Genomic DNA, 13,866 nt, shown 5'->3' on the forward strand with positions numbered 1-13,866 from the left:
CGCCGTCAGCTCCGCAATTGCGCGATCAGGTCGCGCGCGATGCGCATGTCGGCGATCTCCAGGCCCTCGGCAAATGCGGCGCAGGCGTGCTCGAGAGCCGGCAGGGCTTCCGTGGTCCGGCCGGCCCCGATCATGAAGCGCGCGAGGCTGGTCGCACAGCGCAGCTCCCAGAACCGTGCGCCCTGCTGGGCCGCAATGCCCATGGCCTCGCGAAAGCGCGCCTCGGCGTCGCCGGCGTGCCGCGGGCTCCTCAGCATCAATTCGCCCTTGATGCGGATCAGCTCCGGCAGATACCAGAGCTCCTGCCGGTCGTTGCAGCGGGTCAGGACGTCCTCGATCACGTCGAGGCCGCGATCGATCTGGTCGGCCTCCAGAAAGCACGCGGCGAGCTCGCCGAGCAGCGGCAGGAAGCGCGGCAGGAAGCGCGCATCGCCGGCGCGATTGAGTTCTTCGCGCAGGAGCGGCAGGCCTGTTGCGATATCGCCGCGCCTTGCGATCACCGCGGCGTTGAAGGCCCGCGCCCACAGCCCCCACAGCCGGATGGCGTGGCGCTCGGTGTGTTCGACGAGCTCGGCGCCGTGGCGCTCCGCGGCCTCGAAATCGCCGGCCCAGAACGCGATCGGGCAGGTGGCCTGTCCCAGCACGCTGCAGAAGGTCAGCGCGTGGCCGTTGGCGCGGCCCTCCTCGATGTTCCTGGCGGCGAGCGCCTGGGCCTGATCGGCGAGCCCCTGAAGCCACAGGATGCGGGCGCGGAAATATTGCGTAGATATCCGCAGGTCGAGCGGGAAGATTTTTGGCTTCTCCGCCAGCACATGCAGCGATGCATTCACCCGGTCGATGCAGACGCGTGCCTCGTTCTGCTCGCCGAGATAGTGCAGCGCCACGGCCATCAGCCGGTCGCCCAGCATCACATCGGTCCTGTCGGGCGAGTTCGCCGCGGCATTCGCAAACCGATCGGCCAGGGCGCGGGCCTTGCCGAACTGCCCGTTGTTGAACTGGTCGATGCACAAGCCCCAGAGCGCGCGCAGCCGGAAGTCCTTGTCGTCGAGCCGGTCGGCGAGCTCCAGCGTCGTCTCCAGGATCGGACGCGCCTCGCGGGCGCGGCCCTCGCCATACATCAGCGACCAGCCGAGCGCTGACAGGAGCTGCATGCGGACACGCTCGTCGCCGGCATCTCCGAGCGCCGTGAGCGCCGTTCTGGCGCGCTCGCGGCATTCGGCGAACAGCGACAGGCGCACCCACATCGTGACCGCGGCTGCGGTCAGCGCGATTCCCAGCGCAGCGTCGCCGTCGGGCGCGAAGGCCCAGTCCAGCGCCGCGCGCACATTGTCCAGCTCGGCGCCATAGATGCCGAGCCATTCCGGCAGCGGCGTCGACGAGTCGGCTTCGGCGCGCTGGAAGAAATCGCGAAAATGCTCGGCGTGGCGCCGCGCGAACTGCTTGGTTTCGCCGAGCTCGGCGAGCTTTCCCTGCGCGTAGGTGCGCGTCGTGTCGAGCAGGCGATAGCGCAGCATCCGTGAGCCGGACGGCGAGATCAGCGATTTGGTGACGAGGCTGTCGATCGCTTCCAGCGTCTCCGACGTGCTGAGGCCGTCGCCGGATGCGACCGCCGCGGCCGCCTCCGGCGCGAACGGGCCGGCGAAGACCGAGAGCCGGCGCAAGGTGGCGCTCTCGGCGGGAGGCAGCAGGTCGTAGCTCCAGTCGAGCGCTGCGGCGAGGGTCTGGTGTCGCGGCACGGCGGTGCGCCGCCCCCGCCATTGCAGCGAAAAGCGGCTGTCGAGCAGCGATGCCGTGCCGGCGATGCCGTAGGCGTTGACACGGCCCGCCGCGAGCTCGATTGCGAGCGCAATGCCGTCGAGGCGCCGGCAGATGCTGGCGACAAGCGGCGCCTCTTCCGCGCTGAGCTGGAACGGACCCGAGCTCTGCGCGATGCGCTCGACGAAGAGCTGCGCCGCGGGATAGGCGAGCACATCGTCGACACCGAGGCCCTCGCGCTCGGGCGGGCAATCCAGCGGGAACAGCCGGAAGATGCGCTCGCCTTCGCTCCGGAACGATTCGCGGCTGGTGGCGAGCACGCGAAGCTGCGGCACGTCGCGAACGATGCGCTCGACCAGCGGGGCGAGCGTATCCAGCACATGCTCGCAGCTGTCGAAGATCAGCAAAGCGGGGCCGGTCTTCAGGAAGGTCAGCAGGGCCGGCGTCGGATCCTCCGCGCTGATGGTGAGGCCAAGCGCGGAGGCGACGGTGGTTGCGACGTGGCTGGCATCGCGCAGCGGACCGAAATCGACGAAGAAGACGCGCCCGCCGAAATCCGTCGAGCGGCGATGCCCGACGGTGACCGCGACGGCGGTCTTGCCGATGCCGCCGGGGCCGACCACGGTCATGAAGCGATAGAGCGAAAGGCCGTTCGATATTTTTTCGACGATCTCCTCCCGTCCCACCATCTTCGAGAGCGGCGCGGGGAGGGAGCGGAGCGGCAGGATGTCGACGGTGGGCGGCGCGGCCGGCGCCGTGGCTTGGGCGAACGAGGCGACGAAGCAATAGCCGCGGCCGGGCACGTTGACGACATAACGGGCCGACTTGCCGGTATCGCCGAGCGCCTTGCGCAGTGCTGCGACATGGAAGCGCAGGCTGCCCTCGTCGACATTGACGTCGGCCCAGATCCGCTTGACCAGCTCGCGCTTGTCGACGACCTCGCCGGGGCGCTCGGCCAGAAAAATGAGAATATCGAGCGCACGGCCGCCGACATGCAGAGGCGAGCCCTCTTTTTCCAAGAGCCGGGACTTCGGAAACAGTCGAAATGGCCCGAAGGAAATGGCCGAGTCTTCGCTACGATCTGGCACGCGCCATGGCCCCCGCAACGGGAGTCAAAAGGTATGACTTTCTGCTCTATCAGAACGAGGCGTACAGTAAACTGGCCGAAAGCAGTGGGGCAGGGCTGGCAGCCCTGCGTGCATCGCTTGGGTCAGAGGGGCAGCGGAATCTTGCTTGAAAAGGAATGGGTTAGGCAAATATGACACGGCAATGACGCTGCCGACTTATCCGGAGGGAGCATTGACGGCGGTGAATCATTGCTGCGATGGAAGGGTTCTGGAGCCGGCCCCGCCTCGACAGTGACAACCGACGTCCGGATTCGAACATGCCCTCCTTCTCGCGGCGACAGATCGTCCATGCATTGCCGGGCGCGGCGGCGCTTGCCGCAATCCCGCGCAGTGGACGAACCGCCGACTATCCGTCGCGTCCCATTCGCCTGGTGATTCCCTATGGGGCAGGCGGATCGGGCGACCAGATCGGGCGTCCCTGGGCGGAGAGGATGTCCTCGCTGCTCGGACCCGTCTTCATCGAAAACATCACGGGTGCAGGCGGCGCGATCGGGACAACCGCGGTCGCGCGCGAGAAGCCCGACGGCTACTCGCTGCTGCTCGGAAACGACAGCACGCAGGCGGCCATTCCGCTGCTCGCGCAAAACCCGTCCTATGCAATGGACGATTTCCGCGCCATCTACCGCCTCATCACCAGCGCGCTGGTTTTCGCCGTCCATCCGTCGCTGCCCGTCAAAGACCTGCGCGAACTGGTAGCCTACGCAAAAGCCAATCCGGGAAAGCTGTCCTACGGGACGCCCGGCATCGGTAGTGGAAATCACCTCGTCGGCGAGGCCTTCAAGCTGCAGACGGGTGCGCTGGACATTGTTCATGTCCCGTATCGGGGCATCGCGCAGGCCAGCAACGACCTCCTCGCCGGTCAGATCCCCCTCATCATTGCCGTGATGTCGGTGCAACTGCAGCAGTGGAGCGAGGCCGGCAAGATCCGGATGCTTGCGGTCGCCACCGAAAAACGGCTGAGCGTTGCGCCGGACATTCCGACCGCCATCGAATCCGGCATGCCGGGCCTGCGCTATGATGGCTGGTTCGGCCTGTTCGCGCCCCGGCAGACCGACGATGCGATCATCGACCGGATCGCGCAGGCGACGCGCCTTGCCATGGCCGACAAGGCGATGCAGGCCAATTACCGCGCCGAGGGCATGGAGCCGGACAGCGACTCCAACCCGGCCACATTCCAGCGCCTCGTCGAGGCGACCTCGGCGAGCCTCGCGTCCATGATCAAATCGATCGGACTGGAGAGGTTTTGACGGAGCTCACGCCGCAGGCCGCGTGACGATGCGCGCCGACAGCGTGACGAGACCCATCAGCGCGGCCAAGAGCCAGAACGCCAGCGGCAATCCCCCGATACGCGCGACGAAGCCGACGCCTGCCGGGCCGATGAGGATGCCGGCATAGCCCGCGGTGGTGATCGCGGCCACCGCAAGCCCCGTCGGCATCACCGTCTGCCGCGCCGCCCGGCGGAACAGCACCGGCACGAGGTTCGAAGCGCCGAGGCCGATCAGCAAGAAGCCGGCGATCGCGACCGCAGCCACCGGCGCCGTGAGCAGGACGACGAACCCCGCGATCGCAATGAGGCTGCCCCAGAGCAATGTCGCGCGGTCTCCAACGCGCGCGACGACGACATCGCCGCCGAGTCGCCCCATCGTCATCGCGATCGAGAACACGATATAGCCGATCCCGCCTTGCGTTTCGGAGACGAGGCCCGCGCCGATCACGAGCAGTGCGCCCCAGTCGAGCATTGCACCTTCGACCAGGAACGTGATGGCGCCGAGCAGCGCCAGCAGCAGCACCGAGCCGTGCGGCAGCACGAACAGCGGTCCCTCCTGCACCTGCACGGAGCGAAGCAAACGCGGCCAGGCGACGAGCATCGCGATCAGCATCAGGGCGGAGCAGACCAGTGTGCATGCAAGCGCGGAGAGTTGCAGCGAGAGCAGCGCGGTCATCAGCGCCGATCCGGCAAAGCCGCCGATGCTGAACAGCGCGTGGAAGCCGGACATCAGCGGCCGGCCCGCATCGCGCTCCACCTCGACCGCGTGGATGTTCATGGCCACGTCGATCGAGCCGAGCGCGGCGCCGAAGCCGAACAGCGCCAGCGCCAGCGTTGCCGGTGTGCTCGCGACCGCCAGCAGCGGCAGCACCAGCGCAAGGCCGAGGCCGCCCGCGATGATGATCGGCCGGCTGCCGTAGCGCGCGCTCATGACGCCGGTCAGCAGCATCGCGAGCACCGAGCCGATGCCGAGGCTGAGCAGCAGCAGTCCGAGCACGCCGTCGTCGACGGCGAGCCGCGCCTTCGCGAACGGCACCAGCGGGGCCCAGCAGGCGATGCCAAAGCCAGCGACGAGAAAGGCGAGCCGCGTCGCAAGACGGGTCGCCGGCCGATCGGCAGAATGCATGGGAACTCCGGGAGATGAAGCAGGCGGGAGCCGCCGACAAGCCCCAGAATTGCCGCGCCTTTATGTCCGAGCGGTGCTCGAATTGTCGCGGCCGGCGCGAGCGAGCTGCAGGCGGACGCGCAAGCCCTTCGGCGCATTGTCGAGCAGCTCGAGCGTTCCGTCATGCGCGGTCACGATCGCCTGCGCGATCGAGAGGCCAAGGCCAAATCCCGATGTCTCGTCCATGGTACGGGCTTCCTCGCCCCGCACGAACGGCTCCAGCATCGCCGCCTTCTTGTCGTCGGGAATGCCGGGTCCATTGTCGGAGACATCGATGACGAGCCGATCTTCGGCCATCACCAGCGCGACCTCGACGTCGGTTCCGAAGCGCGTCGCGTTCTCGACGAGATTGGTCACCGCGCGGATGATCTCGTCCGGCCGCATCACGAACGCGGCCCTCGCGGGTCCCGAATAGGTCACCGCATGGCCGCAATCCGAAAACTGCTCGCTGACCATTTGCAGCAGCGCGGCAACATCCACCAGCGTCGGCTTGACCTGACTCTCGTTGCGCAGCAGCGACAGCACCGATTCCAGCATCGACTGCATCTGGTCGAGATCGCGCACGGTTTGCGTGCGCTGGGCCGGATCCTCGATATATTCCGAGCGCAGCCGCAGCCGCGTGATCGGCGTGCGCAGATCGTGGCTGATGGCCGCGAGCATGCGGGTGCGGTCGTTCATCAGCGCCGTGATGCGCTCGCGCATCCGGTTGAGCGCGCGCGCTGCGGACTTGATCTCCTCCGGTCCGTTTTCAGGGAGCGGCGCGGACGACCGGCTCAGGCTGAAATCCTCCGCCGCGCGGGCGAACGCCGACAAAGGCGAGGAGAGCGCGCGGCCGGCCCAGACGCCGAGCAGCGTGACGCTCGCGACCAGGAACAGCAGCGTGGAGGTCCACAGGCCGCTGACGAAGGCCGGCATTTTCGGCGAGCCGATCGTTGCCTCGAGCACGTCGTCCTTCGACAGGTGAAACCAGACGCGATCGTCTTCCGACGTGCTGCCGCGAATGAGGTCGACTTCGCCATTGAGCGGCGAGGGGACGTTCAGCGTCCGCTGCGGCAATGGCACGGTGGAGGCGGAAACGCCTTCTAGCAAGCGGAGCCTCAACGCCGGAAAGGTCCGGCTGACGCTCTCCAGCACGGTCGCTCGCTCGGCCTGTGGCGTGTTGGCGATGATCCGAACGATCAGCGCGAACTGCTCCAGCGGCCTGTCCGCCAGAAGCTTCGGCCTGTTGAGCAGGAAATATCCGCCGATCAGGACATGGATCAGGACCAGCGAGAACAGGACCAGGGCGGCGATCTGGCCGCTGATCCGCCTGAAGCTGAACAGCGCGATGACGTCGGCAACGCGCCTCATGCTTCCTCCACGACCGGCGTGAAGATGTAGCCGCCGGTGCGGATGGTCCTGATCATGGACGTGCCTTCCGTCCGGTCGAGCTTGCGGCGCAGCCGGCTGACCAGCACGTCGATGCTGCGGCCGAAGCTGCCGCCGGGACGGCCGCGCGTCATGCTCAGCAGATTGTCGCGGCCGAGCACGCGGCCGGCACGCTCGCAGAAGGCTTGCAGCAGATCGAACTCGGCGCTGGTCAGCGGCACCTGCGCGCCTTCGGGGTCGCGCAATTCCCTGAGGCGCAGATCGATGGTCCAGCCCTGGAACTTCAGGCGCGTCGCGGTGGAGGCGGCAGTGAGGCCGCTGGCGTTCCGGCGCAGCACCGCATTGATCCTGGCGAGCAGCTCGCGCGGGTTGAACGGCTTCGGCAGATAATCGTCGGCGCCCATCTCGAGGCCGAGGATGCGGTCGAGGTCCTCGCCCTTGGCGGTGAGGATGACGATCGGCGTCATGGACTCCATGCGCAGCCGGCGGCACAGGCTGAGCCCGTCCTCGCCTGGCAGCATCAGGTCGAGCACGATCAGATCGACCCGGTTCTGCGAGAGGTAACGGTCCATCTCCTTGCCGTTCGTGACGGTGCTGACCGCAAACGAATGGTCGTGCAAATAGCGCGCGATGAGGTCGCGGGTCGGCTGATCGTCCTCGACGATCAGGATGTTCGGCGTGCCGTTGGTCATGGTTGAAATCGCATCGGGATCGCCGATCGTTGGTCGATTTGCGGACGGTTGTCTCGTCCGAAGAACTACGGGCATGGTGCAATCCTAGAGTTAGTCACGGCTGAGCGCCACCACGGGGTCGAGGAAGGCGGCACGGCGGGCGGGGAAGAAGCCGAAGGCGATCCCGATCCCGGTCGAGGTCAGGAACGCCGCGCCGACCGAGAACATCGAATAGCTGACTTGGAATCCAGGCACCGCGGCGTTGATGGCGACGCCGAGCAGGATCGCGATCAGAATGCCGGCGATGCCGCCGATCGAGGAGATCAGCGTCGCCTCGACCAGGAACTGCTGGAGGATGTCGCTGCGCCGCGCGCCGACCGCCATGCGCACGCCGATCTCGCTGATGCGTTCGGACACCGACACCAGCATGATGTTCATCACGCCGATGCCGCCGACGACCAGCGAGATTACCGCGATCGCGGCGACCAGGAAGGCGAGGGTCTGCGTCGTGCTGGTGATGGTGCGGCGGATGTCGTCGGTATTGAGGATGACGAAATCCTTGGTGTTGTGCCGCTGCCTCAGAAGCGTGGTGACCGCGTCCTGAGCCAATGTGGTCGAGATCTCGTCGCTGATCCGCAGCAGCACGCTGCGCAGCGCGCGGTCGCCGGTGAATTGCGCCTGCACGGTGGTGTAGGGCAGATATACAGACAGGTTCTGGTTCGAGCCGAACCCGCCCTGCTGCTGGGCGATGACGCCGACGATGCGGCACGGCACCTTGCCGAGCCAGATCACGCGGCCGATGCCCGAGGTCTGGTCGTCGGCGAAGAAGGTCTTGCGGGTGTTGTCGTCGATGACGGCCTGCCGCTCGATGTTGCGGACCGCATCGGCGTCGAACAGGCGGCCTTTTGCCAGCTTGGCGCCCTTGACCTGGAAATAGCTTTCGCCGACGCCGTTCACCAGCACGTTGGATTCGTTGCCGCGATAGCGGACGGTTGTGCTGGTCGAGACCGTCGGCGTGACGCCGGCGATAAAACTCTGCCGGTCGAGCGCGCGGGCATCGTCGAGCACCAGCGTCTTGATCTTGCCGGCGCGCGCATCGCCAAAATCCTTGCCGGGAAATACCTCGATCGTGTTGGTGCCGAGGCTTGCGATGTCCGACAGCACCTTGCGTTGGGACGCATTGCCGAGGGCAACCACGGACGAGACCGCGGCGATGCCGATGATGATGCCGAGCATGGTCAGGAACGCGCGCAGCCGGTGCGCGGCCATCGCGACCAGCGCCATGCGCGAGGCCTCCCGCAGGCGCCGCAATCCGCCGGACCAACGAGCGCCGCCGTTCCCTGAGGTCCGGGACGCCGGGGCAGGCGGCTCCGCCATGGCCTCGCTCTCCGTGCGGCGATCGGAGACGATCTTGCCGTCGCGCAGCTCGACGATGCGCTCGGCCCGCGCGGCGACACCGGCATCGTGGGTGACGATGATGATGGTCCGCCCCTCGCGGTGCAGCTCTTTCAGGATCTTCAGGACCTCCTCGCCGCTGCGCCGGTCGAGTGCGCCGGTCGGCTCGTCCGCCAGGATCACCTCGGCGCCGTTGATCAGCGCTCGCGCGATCGAGACGCGCTGCTGCTGGCCGCCGGAGAGCTGGTTCGGGCGATGGCCGCTGCGTTCGCCGACGCCGAGCCGCGCCAGCAGCCGGTCCGCGCGCGTGCGCCGCTCCCGCGCCGTCATGCCGGCATAGACGGCGGGAATCTCGACGTTGTCGGCCGCGGAGAGATCACCGAGCAGATTGTAGCGCTGGAAGATGAAGCCGAAATGCTCGCGCCGCAGCGCCGCCAACTGATCCGCATCTAGCTCAGAGACGTTCTTGCCCGCGACCCGATAGGTGCCTGACGTTGGACGGTCGAGACAGCCCAGGATGTTGAGCAGCGTCGACTTACCCGACCCGGACTGACCGATGATCGCGACCATCTCGCCGGGCTGGATGCTCAGCGAGAAATCATCGAGCGCCACCACAATGGTGTCGCCGGCCGCGAACTCGCGGCGGATGTTCTGGAGATCGATGATCGGGTCGGTCACCTCATGGGCCTCCCCCTCCGGGCGGGCCGCCCGGCATGCCGTGCGATGCGGTCTGCTCGTTGGCTTCCCCGGTGACGACCCGTTCGCCCTCGTCGAGGCCGGATCGGATCTCGACGGTGGTGCGATCGTTGAGGCCGGTCTTGACCTCGCGCTCGCTTACGTCACCGGATGCGGCAAGCGTCCGCACCGTGCTGCGGCCGTCGGATTTCCGCATCACCGCCAGCGCGGGGATGACTTTTACGCGCTTAGCCTCGCCGGTGACGATGTGCACCTCGGCGGTCATGTAGGTCCGCAGTGCATAATCCTTGTTCGGCACGTTGAAGACGCCGATGTAGTAGATCGCCGTGCTGGTCGAGCTCGATGAACTGGACGAGCTCGAACTCGACGTGGTGGTCGAGGAGAAGCTGGCGTCGTTCTTGATCGATTCGGGCGCCGGCTCGATCTGTTCCAGGCGGGCCTCGTAGCGATGGTCCTGGTCGCCGAGGATCGTGAAATAGAGCGATTGTCCCGGCCGGACCTTGACGATATCGGCCTCGGAGATCTCCGCCCGCACCGTCATCGTCTCCAGTTGGCCCAGCACGACGATGGTCGGCGCGGACTGCACCGCGTTGACCGTCTGTCCCTCCTGCACCACGGTGGCGAGCACCGTGCCGTCGATCGGCGCGGTGATGCGGGTGTATTCGAGATTCACCCGCGCGGTCTGGACGCTGGCCTCGGCGCCGACGATCAGCGCCTCGAGGGCTGCGATCTGGGCGCGGGTCTGGCGCACGGTCGAATCCGCGCTGTCGAAATCGCTGCGCGAGGTCGCGCGCTGCGCCAATGTCGCCTGCTGGCGCACGAGGTTCGCCTCGGCCAGCACCAAGGCGGCCTCCTTCTCCTCCTTCTGCGCGCGATAGTTCTTCAGCGAGGCTTCCGAGCTGCGCAGATCGTTCTGCTTGGTGACGGGATCGATCTGGGCGATGACGTCGCCGGCCTTGACGGTGTCGCCGATGCGGACGTTGAGCGCGGTGATGCGGCCGGACACCTGGGCGCCGACGGCGGTCAGCCGCGCCGGTTTCAGGGTGCCGCTGGCGAGTACCTCCTCGCGCAGATCGCTGATCGTGACGGGTGCCGTGATGTAGGATTGCGCCTTGCTCGACGTTCCCGGGAAACGCGAGGCCGCGACGACGCCGGTCGCAACGACGGCGACGATTGCGGCGGCGACCTTCATGTGCCTGGCGGTGATGAACTCGGTCACTTCTGCACCTCCCGGAGATGCGGTCCGGTGTTGGTGTCCACGATGATCGGCCTCGAGACGTCGACTGGATCGGTCCAGCCGCCGCCGAGCGCCTTGGCGAGCGAGATGTAGTCCTTGGCCGCCGCGACCTTGCTCTGGATCAGCGAATCCTCGGCCGAATAGAGCGATCGCTCGGCATCGAGCACGTCGATGAAGCTGGCGCTGCCGGTCTCGAACAGCGAGCGCGACAGCTTTGCCGCCTCGCGGTAGTTCGTCGCCGCTTCGGTCAGCTTGCTGGCGCGGACGCGTTCCTGGGCCAGCGAGACCAGCGCGTTCTCGACATCTTCGAGCGCGGTGAGCAGGGTCGAATGGAACGTGGCGAAGGCCTGGTCGCGCTGCGCTTCCGCGATCCTGACCGTCGCGAGGCGCTTGCCCGCATCGAACACTGGCACGGTGACGGAAGGGCCGACCGACCAGCTCACGCTGGAATATTTTGCGAGATCGCCGACGCGCATCGCCGAGGTGCCGACCGAGCCGGTGAGCGACACCGCCGGGTAGCGGTCGGCCTCGGCCGCGCCGATCTTGGCGGTCACCTGCGCCAGCTTGCGTTCGGCGCTGGCGATGTCGGGGCGGCTCATCAGCAGATCGGCGGGCAGCCCCGTTGGCAATGGCATGCGCGGCGCCGGCACCGGCGCGGACTTCGCCAGCAGCGCCGCGACGCCGTTGGGCGGGCGGCCGAGCAGGATGCCGAGCCGGTGGATGTCGGCGGCAAGCGCCGCCTGATAGGTCGGGACGTTGGCTTCGGTGCTGGCGGCCTGCGCCGTCGCTTTGGCAAGATCGACGGCGTTGCCGCTGCCGGCGTCGTATTTGCTGCGGGTCAGCTTCTCGGTGTCGCGCTGCGAGACCGATGTGCGCTCTGCCAGCGCGATCCGGGCCTGATAGCCGCGCGCCTCGACATAGTAGGCGGCGACGTCGCCGATCAGGGTGACGAGGCTGTCGCGCAAATCCTCCTCGGCGGATTGTTCGCCGCGCACCGCCGCCTCGATGCTCCGCTGCGTGCCGCCGAACAGGTCGAGCTCCCAGCTCGAATCGAAGCTCCCCTGGTGCAGCGTGTAGGGCGCGCTGTCCGCGATGGCCGAGGCGGAGCCGGAGCTGGTCTTGTTGTTCGTCCCCGAGGCCGTGCCGCTCACGGACGGAAACAGGCCGGCGCTGGTCTGCTGCACGGTTGCGCGCGCTTCGCGCACGACCGCTTTCGCCTTGGCGACGCTGGGATTGGCTTCGACGGCCTCTTCGATCAGCCGGTTGAGCAGAGGATCGCGCAGGCGCAGCCACCAGCGATCAAGCGTGCCGGCATCTCGCCGCGAAGCGGCCTTGGTGCTCCAGTGCGAAGGCAGGTTCAGCCTTGGCGGACCGGCATAGTCCGGACCCACCGCGCAGCCGGTCAATGAGCTACCCAGCATCAGCGCGAAGCAAACTGATCCGCCACGCGACAGGGCGGCGCGCAACAGGCTGGGCGTTGGATGGGGATTCTCCTTTGCGGATGGCACGGGGATTGCGACGAACGAGTGAGACGGCATCAAATCGGCTGAGATCCATTGGCCTGGCCCGGGAAGGAACGGCGCCCATCGTCCTCGGAGGCGGGGTCGAGGCAGGAACCACTAGCCGGGCGATCGTGGCCTTTCGGCAGCCCCAATGTTTCTGAATGTAAACAGATATTGCGCGGCATCTCGGCGCTGGCGGCACGGTGCCCGCCGGGAAGAACATCGGCCCTGTGTCGCCGCCTGGTCAAGCCCTCTAGACAAAAATATTCCACTTTACCGAAATTCGGATTTGTCGTATGTCTTGCCCATCCCGGCTCATCCTTGAGGGGCGATCGTGAGGTCGTCATGTTCGCGAGCCGGGCTTGCGGTGGACGCGGCAGCGTCGGGCGCGAGAGGTTAGGGCGGGGCGGATTGCTCTCCGCGAGCCCGAAACCGCGCGTGGACGAACGGCGCTGTCAGGTTCGTCTCGCCTGTAAGTTTCCGGCTCTGTCGACAGGGCTGGGAAAACTGCGGCGAATAGCGGGCCGTGCGTACGGCAAAACCGTGTGGTCCTGGCCGTCGTTGCTACGGTCAAGCTCTTGCGGATGCGGCAGTCGCGTCAACCGGCGCGGTGCCGGCGACTTTCGTGAGAGTGAGGGAGGCCAGAACGAACTCGGCTCCCGGGAGAGCACGGCATAAGCCGTCCAACCATCGCGCAGGGAAGGCCGTGTGTTGGGCTTCACCTGTATGCTGCTGTGCGGTCTCCTTGCGCTACCTATTCGCGCAGCGGACCGCGGGTGCTAGCCGGCACCCGGCCTTCCCTGCGCCCTCTTGGCTTTGAGGGTGGAATGACCAAGCAAAGCTCGGGTGAATTGAGCCGCGAGAAGGCGAAGGCGCGTCCGCAGCGCCGTAGGATGGGTAGAGCGAAGCGAAACCCATCATGCTTCGGCGCCAACGAGTCGATGGGTTTCGCTTCGCTCTACCCATCCTACAAGAGCGGAAATCTGAGATGCCGCCTCCGGGCGTTGCCGCGTGTCCGGGACACGTCTGGTCACCACGAGATCGGGATCCTTTGCACAAATCCACCGAGATCCGAGTCAGGGCTCAGCGGCTGCCGATCGAGCGGCCGGTTGTTGTTGCCGCGCGCGAACGACGTGCCGGGCGGCAGGGCGTAGTCGGTGAACTTGCGCTCGCCGGGAAGCACCTCGGTCCCGCCATCCAGCCACGACCGCTTGCTCACATAGATGCGCGTGTGCGGGCCTGAGGGGTAGGAGCGGTTGGGGCCGTTCGGACCGTACTCATAGGCGGCATTCTGCCTCGTCGGCGATTGATCGCGCTTGCCGGCTGTCTCGGCATGCGCGGCGAGGGTCGAGGCGAGGAGGGCGACCAGCGCCGTTCTGGTCATGACAATCGCGTTCATCGGCAAACACCCCATGCGAGTTCCTGATGCCGCCGCCTCTCGCACCGGATCGGGGGCCTGTAAAGAATTCGGGCGTTGCGCGATGTTGCTGAAGCTGCACATGGGGCAGGCCGCTTCGCGGCGGCTTCAACCTCAGCCAGCCGCCATTGATGGCCCGCGCCGTCATCGTGGCGGCAACGCCGACGCGGCTGATCGGCCAATCAAATTCAACGACCGGAAACAGTACAGCAATCTCAAAGCCACACCGCGGCCACAGCCGTTTCGTTTGAGCAGGTGACGTGCTC

Annotated in this window: 10 protein-coding genes; 2 read left to right on the forward strand and 8 right to left on the reverse strand. The window is 66.9% G+C overall.

The genetic code is table 11. The features are described 5' to 3' along the window. Nucleotides 1-5: 5 nt before the first annotated feature. Entirely contained in the window at nt 6-2,843 is a 2,838-nt protein-coding gene (locus tag BRAGE_RS0104350) for an ATP-binding protein (RefSeq protein WP_027564570.1), read from the reverse strand. Between the two features lie 296 nt (nt 2,844-3,139). Between BRAGE_RS0104350 and BRAGE_RS0104355 the strand changes: the two genes are divergently transcribed. After that, on the forward strand, nt 3,140-4,129 hold the full coding sequence (locus BRAGE_RS0104355) for a Bug family tripartite tricarboxylate transporter substrate binding protein (RefSeq protein WP_027564569.1): 990 nt from the start codon (nt 3,140-3,142) through the stop codon (nt 4,127-4,129). Between the two features lie 6 nt (nt 4,130-4,135). Here the strand turns inward: BRAGE_RS0104355 and BRAGE_RS0104360 are convergent, their stop codons facing one another. The 7 genes from BRAGE_RS0104360 to BRAGE_RS0104390 all read right to left on the reverse strand — a co-directional run bounded on the left by BRAGE_RS0104360 (nt 4,136) and on the right by BRAGE_RS0104390 (nt 13,582). Next, the gene (locus tag BRAGE_RS0104360) at nt 4,136-5,275 is read right to left on the reverse strand and encodes an MFS transporter (RefSeq protein ID WP_027564568.1); all 1,140 of its coding nucleotides are present in this window, start codon (nt 5,273-5,275) and stop codon (nt 4,136-4,138) included. Between the two features lie 60 nt (nt 5,276-5,335). Further along, on the reverse strand, nt 5,336-6,664 hold the full coding sequence (locus tag BRAGE_RS0104365) for an ATP-binding protein (protein ID WP_027564567.1): 1,329 nt from the start codon (nt 6,662-6,664) through the stop codon (nt 5,336-5,338). Further along, nucleotides 6,661-7,374 (reverse strand): response regulator, encoded by a 714-nt coding sequence (locus BRAGE_RS0104370; protein WP_027564566.1) that lies wholly within the window; start codon nt 7,372-7,374, stop codon nt 6,661-6,663. The genes BRAGE_RS0104365 and BRAGE_RS0104370 overlap by 4 nt, the downstream gene beginning before the upstream one ends. Nucleotides 7,375-7,464: 90 nt before the next feature. Continuing rightward, a complete protein-coding gene (locus BRAGE_RS0104375) occupies nt 7,465-9,426 on the reverse strand; it encodes a MacB family efflux pump subunit (protein ID WP_027564565.1) in 1,962 nt (653 codons plus the stop codon). Between the two features lies 1 nt (nt 9,427). After that, nucleotides 9,428-10,636 (reverse strand): efflux RND transporter periplasmic adaptor subunit, encoded by a 1,209-nt coding sequence (locus BRAGE_RS0104380; RefSeq protein WP_416207783.1) that lies wholly within the window; start codon nt 10,634-10,636, stop codon nt 9,428-9,430. Nucleotides 10,637-10,659: 23 nt separating this feature from the next. Further along, nucleotides 10,660-12,102, reverse strand: a complete 1,443-nt coding sequence (locus BRAGE_RS0104385) for an efflux transporter outer membrane subunit (RefSeq protein ID WP_051377688.1) — start codon at nt 12,100-12,102, stop codon at nt 10,660-10,662. 1,111 nt (nt 12,103-13,213) lie between these two features. Beyond that, nucleotides 13,214-13,582, reverse strand: a complete 369-nt coding sequence (locus BRAGE_RS0104390) for a hypothetical protein (RefSeq protein ID WP_092216098.1) — start codon at nt 13,580-13,582, stop codon at nt 13,214-13,216. 82 nt (nt 13,583-13,664) lie between these two features. On the opposite strand from BRAGE_RS0104390, the gene BRAGE_RS54195 reads away from it, so the two are divergent. Further along, on the forward strand, nt 13,665-13,859 hold the full coding sequence (locus BRAGE_RS54195; RefSeq protein WP_141263128.1) for a hypothetical protein: 195 nt from the start codon (nt 13,665-13,667) through the stop codon (nt 13,857-13,859). Nucleotides 13,860-13,866: the final 7 nt, after the last annotated feature.

The organism is Bradyrhizobium genosp. SA-4 str. CB756 (assembly GCF_000473125.1).
In the GTDB taxonomy this organism is placed as follows: domain Bacteria; phylum Pseudomonadota; class Alphaproteobacteria; order Rhizobiales; family Xanthobacteraceae; genus Bradyrhizobium; species Bradyrhizobium arachidis.

Bases quoted from the DNA above. Each gene is read 5' to 3' on its own strand.
- BRAGE_RS0104355 (WP_027564569.1), top strand. From the start codon at position 3,140: ATGCCCTCCTTCTCGCGGCGACAGATCGTCCATGCATTGCCGGGCGCG.
- BRAGE_RS0104360 (WP_027564568.1), bottom strand. From the start codon at position 5,275: ATGCATTCTGCCGATCGGCCGGCGACCCGTCTTGCGACGCGGCTCGCC.
- BRAGE_RS0104365 (WP_027564567.1), bottom strand. From the start codon at position 6,664: ATGAGGCGCGTTGCCGACGTCATCGCGCTGTTCAGCTTCAGGCGGATC.
- BRAGE_RS0104370 (WP_027564566.1), bottom strand. From the start codon at position 7,374: ATGACCAACGGCACGCCGAACATCCTGATCGTCGAGGACGATCAGCCG.
- BRAGE_RS0104380 (WP_416207783.1), bottom strand. From the start codon at position 10,636: ATGAAGGTCGCCGCCGCAATCGTCGCCGTCGTTGCGACCGGCGTCGTC.
- BRAGE_RS0104385 (WP_051377688.1), bottom strand. From the start codon at position 12,102: ATGCTGGGTAGCTCATTGACCGGCTGCGCGGTGGGTCCGGACTATGCC.
- BRAGE_RS0104390 (WP_092216098.1), bottom strand. From the start codon at position 13,582: ATGAACGCGATTGTCATGACCAGAACGGCGCTGGTCGCCCTCCTCGCC.
- BRAGE_RS54195 (WP_141263128.1), top strand. From the start codon at position 13,665: ATGTTGCTGAAGCTGCACATGGGGCAGGCCGCTTCGCGGCGGCTTCAA.